10 protein-coding genes are annotated in these 14,321 nt (G+C 75.0%); 5 read left to right on the plus strand and 5 right to left on the minus strand.

Annotation, left to right across the window (positions count from 1 at the left end; translation table 11 throughout):
* Positions 1-47: 47 nt before the first annotated feature.
* From CLT72_RS13415 to CLT72_RS13425, 3 genes are all read right to left on the minus strand, one after another.
* The gene (locus CLT72_RS13415; RefSeq protein ID WP_101412030.1) at positions 48-1,025 is read right to left on the minus strand and encodes a carbohydrate kinase family protein; all 978 of its coding nucleotides are present in this window, start codon (positions 1,023-1,025) and stop codon (positions 48-50) included.
* Positions 1,026-1,195: 170 nt separating this feature from the next.
* Complete coding sequence (erpA, locus tag CLT72_RS13420; RefSeq protein ID WP_088999157.1) at positions 1,196-1,564, minus strand: iron-sulfur cluster insertion protein ErpA; 369 nt, start codon at positions 1,562-1,564, stop codon at positions 1,196-1,198.
* 160 nt (positions 1,565-1,724) lie between these two features.
* Positions 1,725-2,864, minus strand: a complete 1,140-nt coding sequence (locus tag CLT72_RS13425; RefSeq protein ID WP_101412032.1) for a glycerate kinase family protein — start codon at positions 2,862-2,864, stop codon at positions 1,725-1,727.
* A gap of 68 nt (positions 2,865-2,932) precedes the next feature.
* Between CLT72_RS13425 and nadA the strand changes: the two genes are divergently transcribed.
* The 3 genes from nadA to CLT72_RS13440 all read left to right on the plus strand — a co-directional run bounded on the left by nadA (position 2,933) and on the right by CLT72_RS13440 (position 6,383).
* The gene (gene nadA, locus CLT72_RS13430) at positions 2,933-4,132 is read left to right on the plus strand and encodes a quinolinate synthase NadA (protein ID WP_101415142.1); all 1,200 of its coding nucleotides are present in this window, start codon (positions 2,933-2,935) and stop codon (positions 4,130-4,132) included.
* 135 nt (positions 4,133-4,267) lie between these two features.
* Positions 4,268-5,701, plus strand: a complete 1,434-nt coding sequence (gene murA / locus CLT72_RS13435) for a UDP-N-acetylglucosamine 1-carboxyvinyltransferase (RefSeq protein ID WP_250101003.1) — start codon at positions 4,268-4,270, stop codon at positions 5,699-5,701.
* Between the two features lie 73 nt (positions 5,702-5,774).
* The gene (locus CLT72_RS13440) at positions 5,775-6,383 is read left to right on the plus strand and encodes a DUF3043 domain-containing protein (protein ID WP_101415143.1); all 609 of its coding nucleotides are present in this window, start codon (positions 5,775-5,777) and stop codon (positions 6,381-6,383) included.
* A 232-nt stretch (positions 6,384-6,615) separates the two neighbouring features.
* Here CLT72_RS13440 and CLT72_RS13445 read toward each other — a convergent pair whose 3' ends face one another.
* Positions 6,616-7,011, minus strand: a complete 396-nt coding sequence (locus CLT72_RS13445; RefSeq protein ID WP_101412034.1) for a RidA family protein — start codon at positions 7,009-7,011, stop codon at positions 6,616-6,618.
* A gap of 126 nt (positions 7,012-7,137) precedes the next feature.
* On the opposite strand from CLT72_RS13445, the gene CLT72_RS13450 reads away from it, so the two are divergent.
* Entirely contained in the window at positions 7,138-8,124 is a 987-nt protein-coding gene (locus CLT72_RS13450; protein WP_101412036.1) for a WCX domain-containing protein, read from the plus strand.
* A 2,356-nt stretch (positions 8,125-10,480) separates the two neighbouring features.
* Here the strand turns inward: CLT72_RS13450 and CLT72_RS31550 are convergent.
* On the minus strand, positions 10,481-10,873 hold the full coding sequence (locus CLT72_RS31550) for a hypothetical protein (protein WP_144082244.1): 393 nt from the start codon (positions 10,871-10,873) through the stop codon (positions 10,481-10,483).
* Positions 10,874-12,674: 1,801 nt separating this feature from the next.
* On the opposite strand from CLT72_RS31550, the gene CLT72_RS32295 reads away from it, so the two are divergent.
* Positions 12,675-14,297 (plus strand): WG repeat-containing protein, encoded by a 1,623-nt coding sequence (locus tag CLT72_RS32295; RefSeq protein ID WP_358166226.1) that lies wholly within the window; start codon positions 12,675-12,677, stop codon positions 14,295-14,297.
* The last annotated feature ends 24 nt before the right edge of the window (positions 14,298-14,321 follow it).

The following is a 14,321-nucleotide window of genomic DNA, read 5'->3' on the forward strand; positions in this document are numbered from 1 at the left end:
GTTCTCACCCACCCCCGGCAGCCCGGCGACAGCGACCCGCGCCGGCGTCACGGCACGAGGTGCGGACGGACCTCCTCGGCGGCGACGTCGCCGTACGACTCGGCGAGGCGCTTGACGAACAGGTCGCGGCGGACCTCGTACTCCTGGGTGCCGACGGTCTCCAGCACCAGCGTGGCGAGCAGGGAGCCGACCTGCGCGGCGCGCTCCAGCCCGAGGCCCCAGGAGAGGGCGGTGAAGAAGCCGGCCCGGAAGCCGTCGCCGACGCCGGTCGGGTCGATCGCCCGGGTCTCCCGCGCGATCGGCACGTGGATCGGGTCGAAGTCGCGCCCGGCGATCTCCACCCCGTGCTTGCCCAGTGTCGTGACCCGGACCTTGACCCGGTCGAGCAGCTGCGCGTCGGTCAGCCCGGCCTTGCTCTGCAGCAGCGACTTCTCGTAGTCGTTGGTCATCAGGTACTCGGCGCCCTCGATCAGCCCGACGACGTCCTCGCCGTCCATGCGGGCGAGCTGCTGGGACGGGTCGGCGGCGAACCGGTAGCCGCGCTCCCGGCACTCGGCGGAGTGCCGCAGCATCGCCTCCGGGTCGTTCGCGCCGACCAGGACCAGATCCAGCCCGTCGAGGCGGCGGGCCACCGGCGCCAGCTCGATGTTGCGGGCCTCACTCATCGCCCCGGCGTAGAACGAGGCGATCTGGCACATGTCGGTGTCCGTGGTGCAGACGAACCGGGCGGTGTGCGCCACCTCGCTGACGTGCACCGAGTCGCAGTCGACGCCGTGGCGCTCCAGCCAGGAGCGGTAGTCGGCGAAGTCCGCGCCGACCGCGCCGACCAGGACCGGGCGCAGGCCGAGCTGCCCCATGCCGAAGGCGATGTTGGCCGCCACCCCGCCGCGTCGCAGCACCAGGTCGTCCACCAGGAAGGAGAGCGAGACCTTGTGCAGCTGGTCGGCGAGGAACTGGTCGGCGAAGCGACCGGGGAAGCTCATCAGATGGTCGGTGGCGATCGAGCCGGTCACGGCGATCTTCATGTCAACCTCGGGGTCGGGAGCGGGGCGCCGGTCAGCCTACCGGTCCGGCCCCCTCAGGATGACCTGTCGGTCAGCCCCGGGTCACCCCCGTCGGGGACGCTTTCCCGGCCCGAAGACGACGGCGGGGCCGCCCCGGAGGACGGCCCCGCCGTGGTCAGCGGAGGTGCGGCTCAGCTGAACGAGTCGCCGCAGGCGCAGGAGTTGCCCGCGTTGGGGTTGTCGATGGTGAAGCCCTGGGCGTCGATCCGGTCGGCGAAGTCGATGGTGGCGCCGGCCAGGTAGGGGGCGCTCATCCGGTCGACGACGACCCCGACACCGTCGTAGTCGGTGACGACGTCACCGTCGAGCGACCGCTCGTCGAAGAAGAGCTGGTACCGCAGGCCGGAGCAGCCGCCCGGCTGCACGGCGACCCGGAGCCGCAGGTCGTCGCGGCCCTCCTGCTCGATCAGGGCCTTGACCTTCTGCGCCGCGACGTCGGTGAGGACGACGGACGTGGGGGCCTTGGCCTCGGTCGACTCGGTCTGCGCTGGCGTGGTCACGTGAAATCTCCCTGCGCGGTTGGGTCCGGACGCACTGGCCAACATCTCCTGTCGCCCAGCCATTCCCGGTGTGGTCCAGATCCGATGGTACGCCGCTCCGGCCGGCCCCACCCGTTCGGCGTGACCTGGGCCGTCGTCGGACGCGGGGCGTACGGGGCCGTCAGCGGCTCCACTGCCGGGCCAGCCGGGTGCCGAGCGCCCGCAGCCCCTCGGCCGGGCGCTGCATCGCGGCGGCCAGCCCGCCGCGCTCCTCGCCCCCGAAGTGATCCACCAGGCTGTACGCGTCGGTCACCCCGGCCGCCCCCGCCTCCCGCCGGCCGGTGCTGACCCGGCCGGCGACCACCACGCAGGGCACGCCCCGGTCCCGGGCGGCGCCGGCCACCCCGGCCACCACCTTGCCGCGCAGCGACTGGTGGTCGAACGAGCCCTCCCCCGTGATCACCAGGTCGACCGCGTCGAGCGTGGTGTCCAGCCCGATCGCCCGGGTGACCAGGCCGATGCCCGACTCGCAGTGCCCGCCCAGCGCCAGCACGGCCGCGCCCAGCCCGCCGGCCGCGCCACCGCCGGGCAGCGCGCCCAGCCGCTCGGGGCAGCCGGGCAGGTCCCGCTCCAGCGCGGCGGCGAAGCGCTCCAGCGCGGCGTCGAGCAGCAGCACGTCGGCCCGGTCGGCGCCCTTCTGCGGGCCGAACACGCTGCTCGCCCCGTGCAGCCCGAGCAGCGGGTTGTCCACGTCGGTGGCGGCGACCAGGCGGGCGTCGCGCAGCCGGGGCGCGCCGTCGACGGCGTGCACCGCGACGAGCGCGGCCCCGCCGTACGGCAGCGCCCGTCCGCCCTCGTCCAGCGGGGTCACACCGAGAGCGGTGAGCATGCCCGCGCCACCGTCGTTGGTGCCGGAGCCGCCCAGCCCGATCACGACCGTGCGGGCGCCGGCCTCCACGGCGGCGGCGACGAGCACCCCCAGCCCGTACGAGGAGGTGGTCTTCGGGTCGCGCTCGCCCGCGTCGAGCAGGTGCAGCCCGCACGCCTGGGCGCTCTCCAGCCACGCGGTCGCACCGCCGTCGGTGAGCAGGATCTCACCGGCCGCCGGGCGGCCCAGCGGGTCGACGGTCGGGACCGGGATCCGGCGCCCGCCGAGGGCGTCGGAGAGCACGTCGAGGAAGCCCGGCCCACCGTCCGACAGAGGCCGTACGAGCAGGTCGTCGCCGGGCGCGACCTCCCGCCAGCCGGCGGCCACGGCATCGGCGACCTGCGGGGCCGGAAGCGTACCGGCGAACTTGTCCGGGCAGAGCAGTACGCGCATGCCGAGCAGTGTGGCAGCACACACCGCTGGAGGCTGCGGGGCGGCCGCACTGTGGGACCATGGGGCACGTGACTTCGACCTGGGTGGAACCCTCCAACACCGCGACGGCACTGTTGCTGCTCGGCCGGGGCAGCGACCCCGCCACGGAGCGCGGCGTCGAGTGTCCGGGTGACCTGCCGGCGCCCAGCGACCCGGACCTGGTGGCCCGGGCCACGGCGGCGAAGGCGGCGCTGGGCAGCAAGGTCTTCGTGCTGGGGCACCACTACCAGCGCGACGAGGTGATCCAGTTCGCCGACGTGACCGGCGACTCGTTCAAGCTGGCCCGCGAGGCGGCGGCCCGGCCCGACGCGGAGTACATCGTCTTCTGCGGCGTGCACTTCATGGCCGAGAGCGCCGACATCCTCACCTCGGACGCGCAGAAGGTCGTCCTGCCCGACCTGGCCGCCGGCTGCTCGATGGCGGACATGGCGGTGCTGTCGCAGGTCGAGACGGCCTGGGACGTGCTCACCGAACTGGGCGTCGCGGCCGACACCGTCCCGGTGACGTACATGAACTCCTCGGCGGACATCAAGGGCTTCGTGGGTCGCAACGGCGGGGTGGTCTGCACCTCCTCGAACGCGAAGCGGGCGCTGGAGTGGGCGTACCAGCAGGGCTCGAAGGTCTTCTTCTTCCCCGACCAGCACCTGGGCCGCAACACGGCGGTGCTCGAGATGGGCTTCGCGCTGGACGACTGCGTCCTCTACGACCCGCACAAGCCGAACGGCGGGCTCACCCCGCAGCAGCTGCGCGACGCGCGGATGATCCTGTGGCGGGGGCACTGCTCGGTGCACGGCCGGTTCACCCTCGACAGCGTCGAGGACGTACGGGCGCGGGTGCCGGGGGTGAACGTGCTGGTCCACCCGGAGTGCCGGCACGAGGTGGTCACCGCCGCCGACTTCGTCGGTTCGACGGAATACATCATCAAGGCCATCGAGGCGGCCCCGGCCGGCTCGGCCTGGGCGGTCGGCACCGAGCTGAACCTGGTCCGCCGGCTCGCGCTGGCCCACCCGGACAAGCAGATCATGTTCCTGGACAAGGCGGTCTGCTACTGCTCGACCATGAACCGGATCGACCTGCCCCACCTGGTCTGGGCGCTGGAGGAACTGGTGGCCGGCCGGGTGGTCAACCAGATCACCGTCGACCCGGACACCGCGCACCATGCCCGGGTGGCGTTGGATCAGATGCTGGCCCTGCCCGGGGCCGACACCCCGCCGCCGGCAGCGAGCTGATCACTTTCCGTAGCGACACTGGCACGGAAAAGGGTCCGATCACCGATAAATGCCCTCAGGGGCGATCTGACCGGGTCCATCTTCGTCACCGAGGGCTATGCTGCCGGTGCGACGATTCACGCGGGCCGTTTCGACATGGCCGCGTTCCGGGTAGCGATGACAATCGTGTGCCCCACCTTTCAACACGGCAGCACCGACGCGCTGGAGGTTGCGTTGACCGACGACGTCCTGGTCGTACACGGAGGTACTCCGCTCGAAGGGCGGATCCGCGTGCGCGGCGCGAAGAACCTGGTCTCGAAGGCGATGGTCGCCGCGCTGCTGGGTGACAGCCCGAGCCGACTGTTCGACGTGCCGAAGATCCGCGACGTCGAGGTGGTCCGGGGTCTGCTCGGCCTGCACGGTGTCAAGGTCACCGACGGCGGGGAGGACGGCGAGCTCGTCTTCGACCCGGCGAACGTGGAGAGCGCCAGCACGGACCAGATCAACGTGCACGCCGGCTCCAGCCGGATCCCGATCCTGTTCTGCGGGCCGCTGCTGCACCGCCTCGGCCACGCGTTCATCCCCGACCTGGGCGGCTGCCACATCGGGCCGCGCCCGATCGACTTCCACCTCCAGGCGCTGCGCGAGTTCGGCGCGACGGTCGAGAAGACCCCCGAGGGGCTGCACCTGTCGGCGCCGAACGGGCTGCACGGCACCAAGTTCGCCCTGCCGTACCCGAGCGTCGGCGCCACCGAGCAGGTGCTGCTGACGGCCGTGATGGCCGAGGGCGTCACCGAGCTGCGCAACGCGGCGGTGGAGCCCGAGATCATCGACCTGATCTGCATCCTGCAGAAGATGGGCGCGATCATCAAGGTGCACACCGACCGGGTCATCGAGATCCAGGGTGTGCCCAGGCTGCACGGCTACACGCACCGGCCGATCCCGGACCGGATCGAGGCGGCGAGCTGGGCGGCGGCGGCGCTGGCCACCCGCGGCCACGTCGAGGTGCTCGGCGCGCAGCAGGCCGACATGATGACCTTCCTGAACATCTTCCGCTCCGTCGGCGGCGAGTACGAGGTCACCGACGCCCGGGCGCCGAAGCTGGGCGACCCGGGCCAGGAGGGCGGCATCCGGTTCTGGCACCCGGGCGGCGAGCTGCACGCCGTGGCGCTGGAGACCGACGTGCACCCGGGTTTCATGACCGACTGGCAGCAGCCGCTGGTGGTGGCGCTCACCCAGGCCCGGGGCCTGTCCATCGTCCACGAGACGGTCTACGAGCAGCGGCTGGGCTACACCGAGGCGCTCAACTCGATGGGCGCCAACATCCAGGTCTACCGGGACTGCCTCGGCGGCACCCCGTGCCGCTTCGGCCGGCGCAACTTCAAGCACTCCGCGGTGATCGCGGGGCCGAGCAAGCTGCACGCGGCGGACCTGGTCATCCCCGACCTGCGGGCCGGTTTCAGCCACCTGATCGCCGCGCTGGCGGCGGAGGGCACCTCCCGGGTGTACGGCGTCGACCTGATCAACCGGGGCTACGAGGACTTCGAGGCGAAGCTGGCCGACCTGGGCGCGCACGTCGAGCGTCCGTAACGTCGACCACTCCCGTCCGCGCCCGGTGCACCGCGATGTGCACCGGGCGCCGTCGTTTGGCTACCCTTTCGACGTGCCGTCGCTGTTTCGCCGCAAGTCCTCCGACCTCGTCGACGAGGCCGTCACCACGGTGACCCCCGACGAGGAGTCCACGCCCGCCCAGCCCCGGGGCTACACCCCGAGCAAGAAGGAGCTGGGCAAGGCAACCCCGAAGCGGCCCACCGCCGGCCGCCGGCCGGCCGCGGCCACCAAGCCGTTGACCAAGGAGGAGCAGCGGGAGCGCAAGCGCCAGCTGCGCGCCGAGGCCGCGGCGGAGTTCCGCCGCGAGGGCGGCCCCCGCGACCGCGGCCCGGAGCGGCTGCTGGCCCGCAACGTGGTCGACTCCCGGCGTACGGTCGGCACCTGGTTCTTCGGTGGGGCGCTCATCGTGCTGGTCGGCTCGAACGCCGCGATGCCGCCGATCGTCCGCCTCGTCTCCAACATCCTCTGGGGCGCGCTCGCCCTGGGCGTGGTGGTCGACTCGGTCCTGATCTCGCGCAAGATCCGCAAGCTGGTCCGGGAGCGTTTCCCGAACACCGGGCAGCGGATGGGCTCGCTCTACCTCTACGCCATCATGCGGTCGATCACGTTCCGCCGGATGCGCGCCCCCGAGCCCCGGGTCAACATCGGCGACCCGGTCTGACCCCGCCCGGCGCCGCCCCCGCACGTGGGCGGCGTCAGCGGCCGCCGTAAAGCCGGGCCACCACGCCCTCGATGTCCGGCTCGACGGTCGACACGTCCTCGATCGTCCGGCTCGACGGTCGACACGTCCCGCAGCGCGCCCGGCGGGGGCCGCCGAGCATGAGCTGTTCCCCGTCCGCCTGCTGCTCGTGCCGAACCGGGTCGGCACGAGCAGCAGGAGCGGCAGGGCCGCGTCACGCGACGGCGGTTCCTTCGAGCTCGACCATCTGGCCGGGGATCGCGAGTCGGGTCACGCCGAGCATCGTGGTCGTCGGGGCCACCTCGGCGGCCCCCAGCCGGCCGGCCAGCACGCCGTAGTGCGGGAACAGCGCGTCCACGTCGGTGGTGTAGACGTTGAGGCGGACGAGGTTCGCCAACGACATTCCCGCCTCGGTGAGCACGGCTTCGAGGTTGTCCACGGCGAGCGCGAACTGCGCGGCGATGTCCCCGTCGTGCTCGGGCCTGCCCTCCCTGCTCATCGAGGTCTGCCCCGAGATGTACAGGGTCCGGGTCTCTCCGGAGACGACCTCACCCTGGTTGAATCCCATCTCCAGCGACCACGTCACCGGGTTGACTGCCGTACGTTCCATCCCCACTCCAATCGTTGCGACCGCGAGCGCCCGGCGGCTCGGTAGCCGCCGTCCTTCACGCCGCGCACCGGAGCCTGCCAACCAATCACGACATCTTGTGTCGTGTTTTCCTGGCAGAATGGACCGGTGCGCGCGGATCGACTGGTCTCGCTGGTGCTGCTGCTGCGCCAGCGCGGTCGGACGACCGCCGACGAGCTGGCGACCGAGCTGGAGGTGTCCGCCCGTACCGTGCTGCGCGACATCGACGCGCTGTCCACCGCGGGCGTCCCGGTGTACGCCGAGCGGGGCCGACACGGCGGGTTCTCGCTGCTGCCCGGTTTCCGCACCGAGCTCACCGGCCTCAACCACGACGAGGCCCTCGCGCTGCTGACCGCCGGCTCGGTGCGCGGCCACCAGGTCTTCGGCCTCAGCTCCGCGCTCGCCTCCGCGATGCGCAAGGTGGTCGACGCGCTGCCCGAAGGCCATCGGGCCAGCCTGGACGACGCCGCAAAGCGGTTCCTCGTCGAGCCCGAGACCGACCTGCTCTCGCGCCGACCGGTCACCGAGGACGTGACGCGGGCGGTGATGAGCGAGGTCCGCCGTGCGGTGCTCACCGGGCACAAACTGCGCTTCCACTACGCCGCACCCGACCGGACGCCTCGCTGGCACACGGTCGACCCGATCGGCCTGGTCACCGTCCGCGACCGCAGTTACCTGCTGGCCGCCAGGTCCGGTGAGGATCGCACCTACCGGCTGTCGCGAATGCTGACCGCCGAGGAGCTTCCGGAACCCGCGGAGCGTCCGGAACAGGTCGACCTCGACCGGATCTGGGCCGAACGCAGTGCGCAGTTCCTCTCGGAGAACCGCATCCCCGTGACGGTCAGGGTCAAGCCCACGCGACGGGACGAACTGCTGAACACCGCACGGGCCGTCCGCGCCGAGGTCCCCGAGGCTGACGGCCGGGTACGGCTGGATGTGACCTTCGAGGACCTGCGGCACGCGGTATGGGCGATATGGCAGCTCGGCATCGACGCCGAAGTCCTCGCCCCCGACTCGCTGCGCGCCGCCCTGCACCGCCGCGCGGCCACCCTCGCCGCCCGCTACGAGCGGGACGTGGCACCGCAGGAAGCCTAGGACCGCGTCGGTCGCGACGCCCGCCAGCGAGGCCCGCCGGTACGTGGCGTAACGTCGAAAGCCCGATCCGGTTATAGCCTTAAATGTCCGGAACCGTAGGATAACGTTTGGGGTGGTGGGCGGTGCCACAGTGGCGGTGAACGAGCCGACGCCGCTACCCTCCTTCCGCAGCCACGCCGTACCGGAGGGGCGGCTCTACCGGCACGTGGAGCGCCCAGCGCGACAACTTTGCAACGAGGTGACATCGCCGTGAGCGAGCGGACGCGAGCCGGCCACCGGGGCGCCGCCGTGAGCGGACGGACCCCGGTCGGGCACCCGGGCGCGCCCGCTCCCCGGCGGCCCGTCGCGGGCGTCACGCCTACCCTCCGTGGCGACGGGCCGACCGGATGAGCCGCTACGCCGACCACTGGCACGACGCCGCCGAACCGGCCTGGATGATCGAGCCGACCACCGAGTGGCACCCCCAGTTCCCCGGCCAGCGCTACGCGGGCGACATCGGCGTCGAACACGCGCCGTCCGCGCGAGGGCGCCGCTCGGCCGTCGGCCGGGCCGAGGTGCCCCCGCTCGCGCCGACCCGACCCGACGGGACGTACATCGGCCGCTCGTGGGACGACCTGCCCGACGGGCGTCCCGGCCGGCAGGACGCGCGGAACGGCCTCGACGGGCGACGGCACGGCGACGAGCCGTACCGCCCCCCGCACGCCGACCCGCGCCGGCCCGACGACCGCCAGTGGCCGCCCCGGCAGGAGCAACCGCACCGCAACGACCGGGGCGGATTCGACGCCGCAGGCCGGCCCGCCGACTCCCCCCGACAGCGCGACCACGCGGACCCCGACCGCCACGACACCCGCACCCCGCGCTACGAGCCTGCCGGCCGAGACCGCCCCGTCTCCCCCGCCGGCAGGTCCGAACCCGGCTGGCTCCCGGAGCCCGACGAGGACGCCCCGCCACGCCGTTCCCCGGCGTACGGACACCCCGACGCCGGCTACGACCACCGGCCGGAGGGCCACGACCGCCGGGCCGAACGCGGCCCCGACCGCTCCGCTGCGCCCGGACCCGAGCGCCGACCCGACGGCGCCGCCGACCGCCAGCCCGGCGGGGACGCGCACCGGCCCCGCTACCAGTGGGGAACCCCCGCCCCGGAGCCCCGTCCCTCCGACGGTCAGCGCGAACGCCCGCCCGGCCGGCAGTGGGACCGTCCGTCGGGCCCGCGCCGCGAGCACTCCACCGAGTGGGATCGCTCGGCATCTCCTCAGTGGGACCGTCCCGCCGATGCGCGCCGGGATCGGCCCGCCGATCCGCAGCGGGAGCACTCGTCCGACCCGCGCCGCGACCGACCCGCCGCCCCGCAGGGTGATCGCTCCGCCGACCCGCGCCGCGACCGGCCCGCCGACCCGCAGCGGGAGCGGTCCGCCGAGCCGCGCCGGGAGGGTGGCCCGCACGGGCGCAATCACGAGGGGGGCGTACCCGCAGGCGGCTGGCCGCGCCCCGACCGGGCTCCCGCCGGGCAGCAGCCGCGCCCCGACGGGCAACGGCCGCAGCACGAGCCGGCGGAGCACTGGCGGGCGCACGAGGCGGCGCGAGCCGAGGCGTACCCCGAACGGGCCCCGCACGGGACCGCCCGGCCGGACGCCCACCGGGACGCCGAGGCGTACCGGGAGCCCCGGGTACAGCCGCAGCCGGGCGGCGGCCTGCCGTGGCCACCGCCCGGCCCCGTGCGGCCCGGCTTCGACCGGGACTCGGCGCGGCGGGCCGAGCCCGGCCCCGAACACCGGCGCCCGGTCGACCGTCCGCGCCCCGAGGAGGCCGCGGCCCCGCCGCTCCCGCCCGCGTACGACCAGCGGCCGTCCCAGCCCTACGGCGTCCCGACCTCCGGAGCCCCGACCGGGCGTGCGGCTGCCGGGCCGGCGGGCTTCCGGGGGCCGGCTGGGGAGGTTCCCGTGCCCGGGCGCCCCGTCTCCCCCGCGCCGTTCCGCGACCTGCCACGCTCCGGCGGGCCCGGTCCCGCCGAGCCGGTCCACGGTCGGCCCGAGTCGCCTGCCGGGCCTCCCGGCACGCCCGTCTCCCCTGCGGGCCCCGTCAGCGGACCGGGGTCACCCGCCGGGCCGCTCTCCGGGCAGACGTCGGGTCGTGCTCCGGTTCCGGTGTCGCCCGCCGCCCCCACCGCCAGCCGCCCGGTGTCCCCCGCAGGCCCGGCCGCCGGACCATCGGGATCACCGGTACCCGGCACCGACCGGACTGGTTCCTCCGTCCCCGCAGCGGGTCGCCCTGCCACGCCCAACCTGGTCCCGCCGGCCCCGGTTCCCGGCGTACCCGCTCCCAACGGGCCTGCCGCCGGTGCGCCGGGCTGCCCTACTCAGGGGCACCACCTCCCCCCGACCAGCCACGCGCCCCGCCCGTCCGCCCAGGACGACGCCACGCCGGTCTCGGCACCTCCCGCCGCCCGGCTGCGCCTGGAGTTCCTGCCGGCGCCGGAGGCGAGTGCCAGCAGGGTGTCCGGCCCGGCACCGACGCCGGCCAGCACGTCGTCCGCCCCGGCACCGTCCCGCCCAGGTTCGGTCCAGCCGGACGTACCGACGCCACACTCAGCCACCGGGCTCGACGGGGCCAGGCCCACACCGCCCTCGGCCGTCGGGCACGGCGAGGCCAGGTCCGCACAGCCCACGCCCTCCGCGCCGTCCGGGCCGCCGTCGGTCGCCCGGCAGACCTCGCCGCCCCGCTCGCCCGGGGCCCCGGAAGTTGGGGACACGCCGAGCCAGAGCCCATCGGCACCGCATCTGGCCATCGCCCCGGACCGGCCCAAGCGGTACGTCCCGCCGCCGCCGAGCGACCCGCCCGCGCCGGTCGCCCCACCACGTCCCCAGGCACCCTCGCCGAGCGGGCCGGACGCCTGGTTCCGACCGTCCCGGCCGGCGCCACCGCCAGCCACGCCGGACGAGCCGCAGCCCGCCGGCCAGGCGGAGACCGCTCCTGCGGCCCCGTCGGCTCCCACCGCTCCTGCGGCCCCGTCGGCTCCCACTGCCCCGTCGGCTCCGAGCGGCACGACGGCTCCGAGCAGCGCGTCGGACGCACCGATCGTGGCAGCCCCGCCCACGATGCCGGTACCGCCCGCGTCCTCCCCCTCCGATCCCGTGTCGGGTCCGCCCGCAGCGCAGGCGCCTCCCGTGCCGGCGGCGGGCCCGCCCGCGGAGCCAGCGCCCTCCGAGCCGCTGTCCGGTCCGCCTGTCGGGCAGGCGTCGACCGAGCCGGTGTCCGGTCCGTCCGTTGCGCAGGCGTCGACCGAGCCGGTGTCCGGCCCACCAGCCGCCCCCGCGTCGGCACCCACCCCGACCAGGCCGGTGCCTACGGTCTCGGGTCCGTCGGCCGCGCAGGGGTCAGCCCCGGCAGGTCTGCCGCCGGCCAGCACGCCGCCGGAGCAGCCGGCCTCCTCCGCCCTCGCCACGCCCGTCTCCGCGCCTCCCGTACAGATGCACTCCGCACCGAGCGCGCCGCGCCCGGTTTCCGCACCTCCGGCCCGGTCCGTGTCGGCGCCACCGCCCGTCCCGCCGGTTCCGGCGCCGCTCGTACGCCCAGGGTCCGGACCATCGGCGGACGCCGCCGGTCAGGAGCAGCCGGCCGGGCCGGATGTCATTGCGGCGGACGGAACCGCTCCGGACGCGGCGGCAGGCTCCGGATCCGCGCCGCCGGACGCCCCGGCCCGAGGCGGGCCCGGACACGAGGGCCCCGCGTCGTACGCCTCCGCGCCGAACGCGCCGACCCCGCGCGATCTCGACACCGCCGTTCCCGCCCCGCGTGCCGTCGACGCGGAGGGCGCCGACGGCACCCGTCGGGAGGACGCCGACCCGCGCGTGGCCGACTCGGGTACCCCGACCACCCACCCGGATGGGCCGGCCACCTCCCTCGCACCCGAACCCGTGCGCAGCGTCCCGGCCGAGCCCACCGGTGGAACACCATGGTTGTCACCGAGGGCCCTTGACACCCATGGTGTTCCACCCGTCGCGGCCGACCCGCCACCGGCGGCCACCTCAGCCGTCACCACCGGGTCACCGGCAACGGCCTTGCCCGTCGACGGCCCGTCGAGGGAGGTGGCGGAGGTGTTGCGGACCAGTTCTGCCGCTGAGCCCTCGACCGCCCCGGGCGAGCCGGTCCTGGCCGCACCGGACGAGGCGCAGCCCGCTTCCGCTTCCGCCACAGGCCTCGTGCCGGCCCGGCCCGTGTCCGCGCCGCCGGCAACCTCGAGACCCGCCGGCGACATCCGACCCGCACCGACCGGCACCGAACCGCCGGCGCAGCCGACGCCCCCGCCGGCGGCAACCTCGGCGTCTCCCAGCGACACGACGCCGGCGCAGCCCGCCGCCGCGCCGGGTGCCGCCACGCCACCGGCTGAGGCGCCCGACGCCGCCACGCCACCCGCCGAGACGCCCGACACCACCACGCCGCCTGCCGAGGCGCCCGACGCCGCCACGCCACCCGCCGAGACGCCCGACGCCGCCGAGACGCCCGACGCCGCCATGCCGCCCTCCGCCACACCGCTCGGTGCGCGAACACCGATGACGGACGCGGAAGCGACCACCGCGTCCCGTACCGCCGACACCGGCGCCGGCGAGCGCAGCACCGCCGGCCCGCGCGCCGCGGAACCAGGCGCCACCGGACCGGGCGTCCCCAGCCCACGAGCCGCTGACGCCAGCGCGGGCGCACCGAGCACCGCCGGCCCACGCGCCGCCGAGGGCAGCACCGCCAGCCCACGCGCCGCCGAGGGCAGCACCGCCAGCCCACACGCCGCGGAGGGCAGCACTACCAGCCTGAGCGCCGCCGGGCCGTCGACCACCGGGCCGGGCGGCGGCGGTACGCGGGACGCTGGCCGGCAGAGTGCGGCGCAGGGTGATCCGGAGCAGGTGCTGGCGAGCTACCGCTGGCGGCTCGATCCGGCGACCCTGCGGGAGATCGTGGCGGAGCCGGACGAGTTCCGGACGATCCGGCGCCGGCTGACCGAGAAGCTGGGCGCCGCGGTCGACAACAAGTCGCGCGCACGGCTGCTCAGTCTGCGGGCGGTGGTGTCCCGGATCCTCGGCGAGCTGGACGACGCCCTCGCGGACGGTCGGCTCGCGCTGACGTACGCGGAGGCCACGGGAGAGCTACGGCGTACGGCGGTGGCCCAGGCGCGGCTGGCGCACGTGTTGCGGTGGCGCGGCGAGTTCGTCGAGGCCGACCGGCTCTTCGCCGAGGCCAACTCCACCGAGTTGCCCGAGCGGCTGCGCGCCGTGCTGCACGAGCACGCCGGGCGGTCCTGCTACGACCAGGGCCGGCTCATGGAGGCCTGCCACCACTTCGAGCGTGCCCTTGACCTGCGCGGCACCGAGGACCCCGAGTTGCAGGCGCGGATCCGGTTGAGCCTCGACGCGGTGGCGGAGCGGGTCGCGGAGACGGGCTTCGGGCCGTACCCCCGCACCCGCGAGGAGGTGCTGGAGAGTGACCGGCCCCCGGCGCCGGCGCGCGACGGCGACCTGTGGGGTTTCGCCGGCCCGGACGGCGACATGGTCATCGCCGCCGAGTACGCGGAGGCGCAGCCGTTCCGCGACGGGCTGGCCTGGGTGCGGCGGCCCGAGACCGAACGGTGGTCGCTGGTCGACCGCACCGGCGCCACGGTGCTCGAAGCGTCGTACCCGGTGGTGCGCTCCTTCTCCGACGGGCTGGCCTGGGTCTCCGACGGCGGCGATGCCGGCTGGGTGGCGATCGACGCCACCGGCGAGGTGGTCGTGCCGCACGGCTTCGCGGACGTACGGCCGTTCCGGCGCGGTGTGGCCGTGGTCCGCCGGGACGGCTGGGGCGCGGTCGACCGCAACGGTCGGATCGTGGTGCCCACCCGGCACCACGGGTTCGTCACCGTCCTGGCCGACGGCCGCTATGTCGAGGGCTTCACCGAGGAGGGGCTGGCCGTGGTGGACGTGGCCGGCCGGCGTGGCGTGGTGAACCGGACCGGGAGGGTGCTGGTCCCGCCCACCCATCCGGCGCTGGTCATCCACCCGGTCGCGTTCCTGGTCGGCGATGGCACGGGGCGTTGGGGCGCGCTCGACCGCCGGGGTGAGCCGCTGATCGAGCCCGTGCACCGCGACCGCGACGAGGTCGTGGCCGAGATCGAGCGGCTGCTCGTCGACACCAGCCCCGTGCTCTGAGCGACACCGCGCCGCCACGGCGGG

It is taken from the genome of Micromonospora sp. CNZ309 (assembly GCF_002846525.1).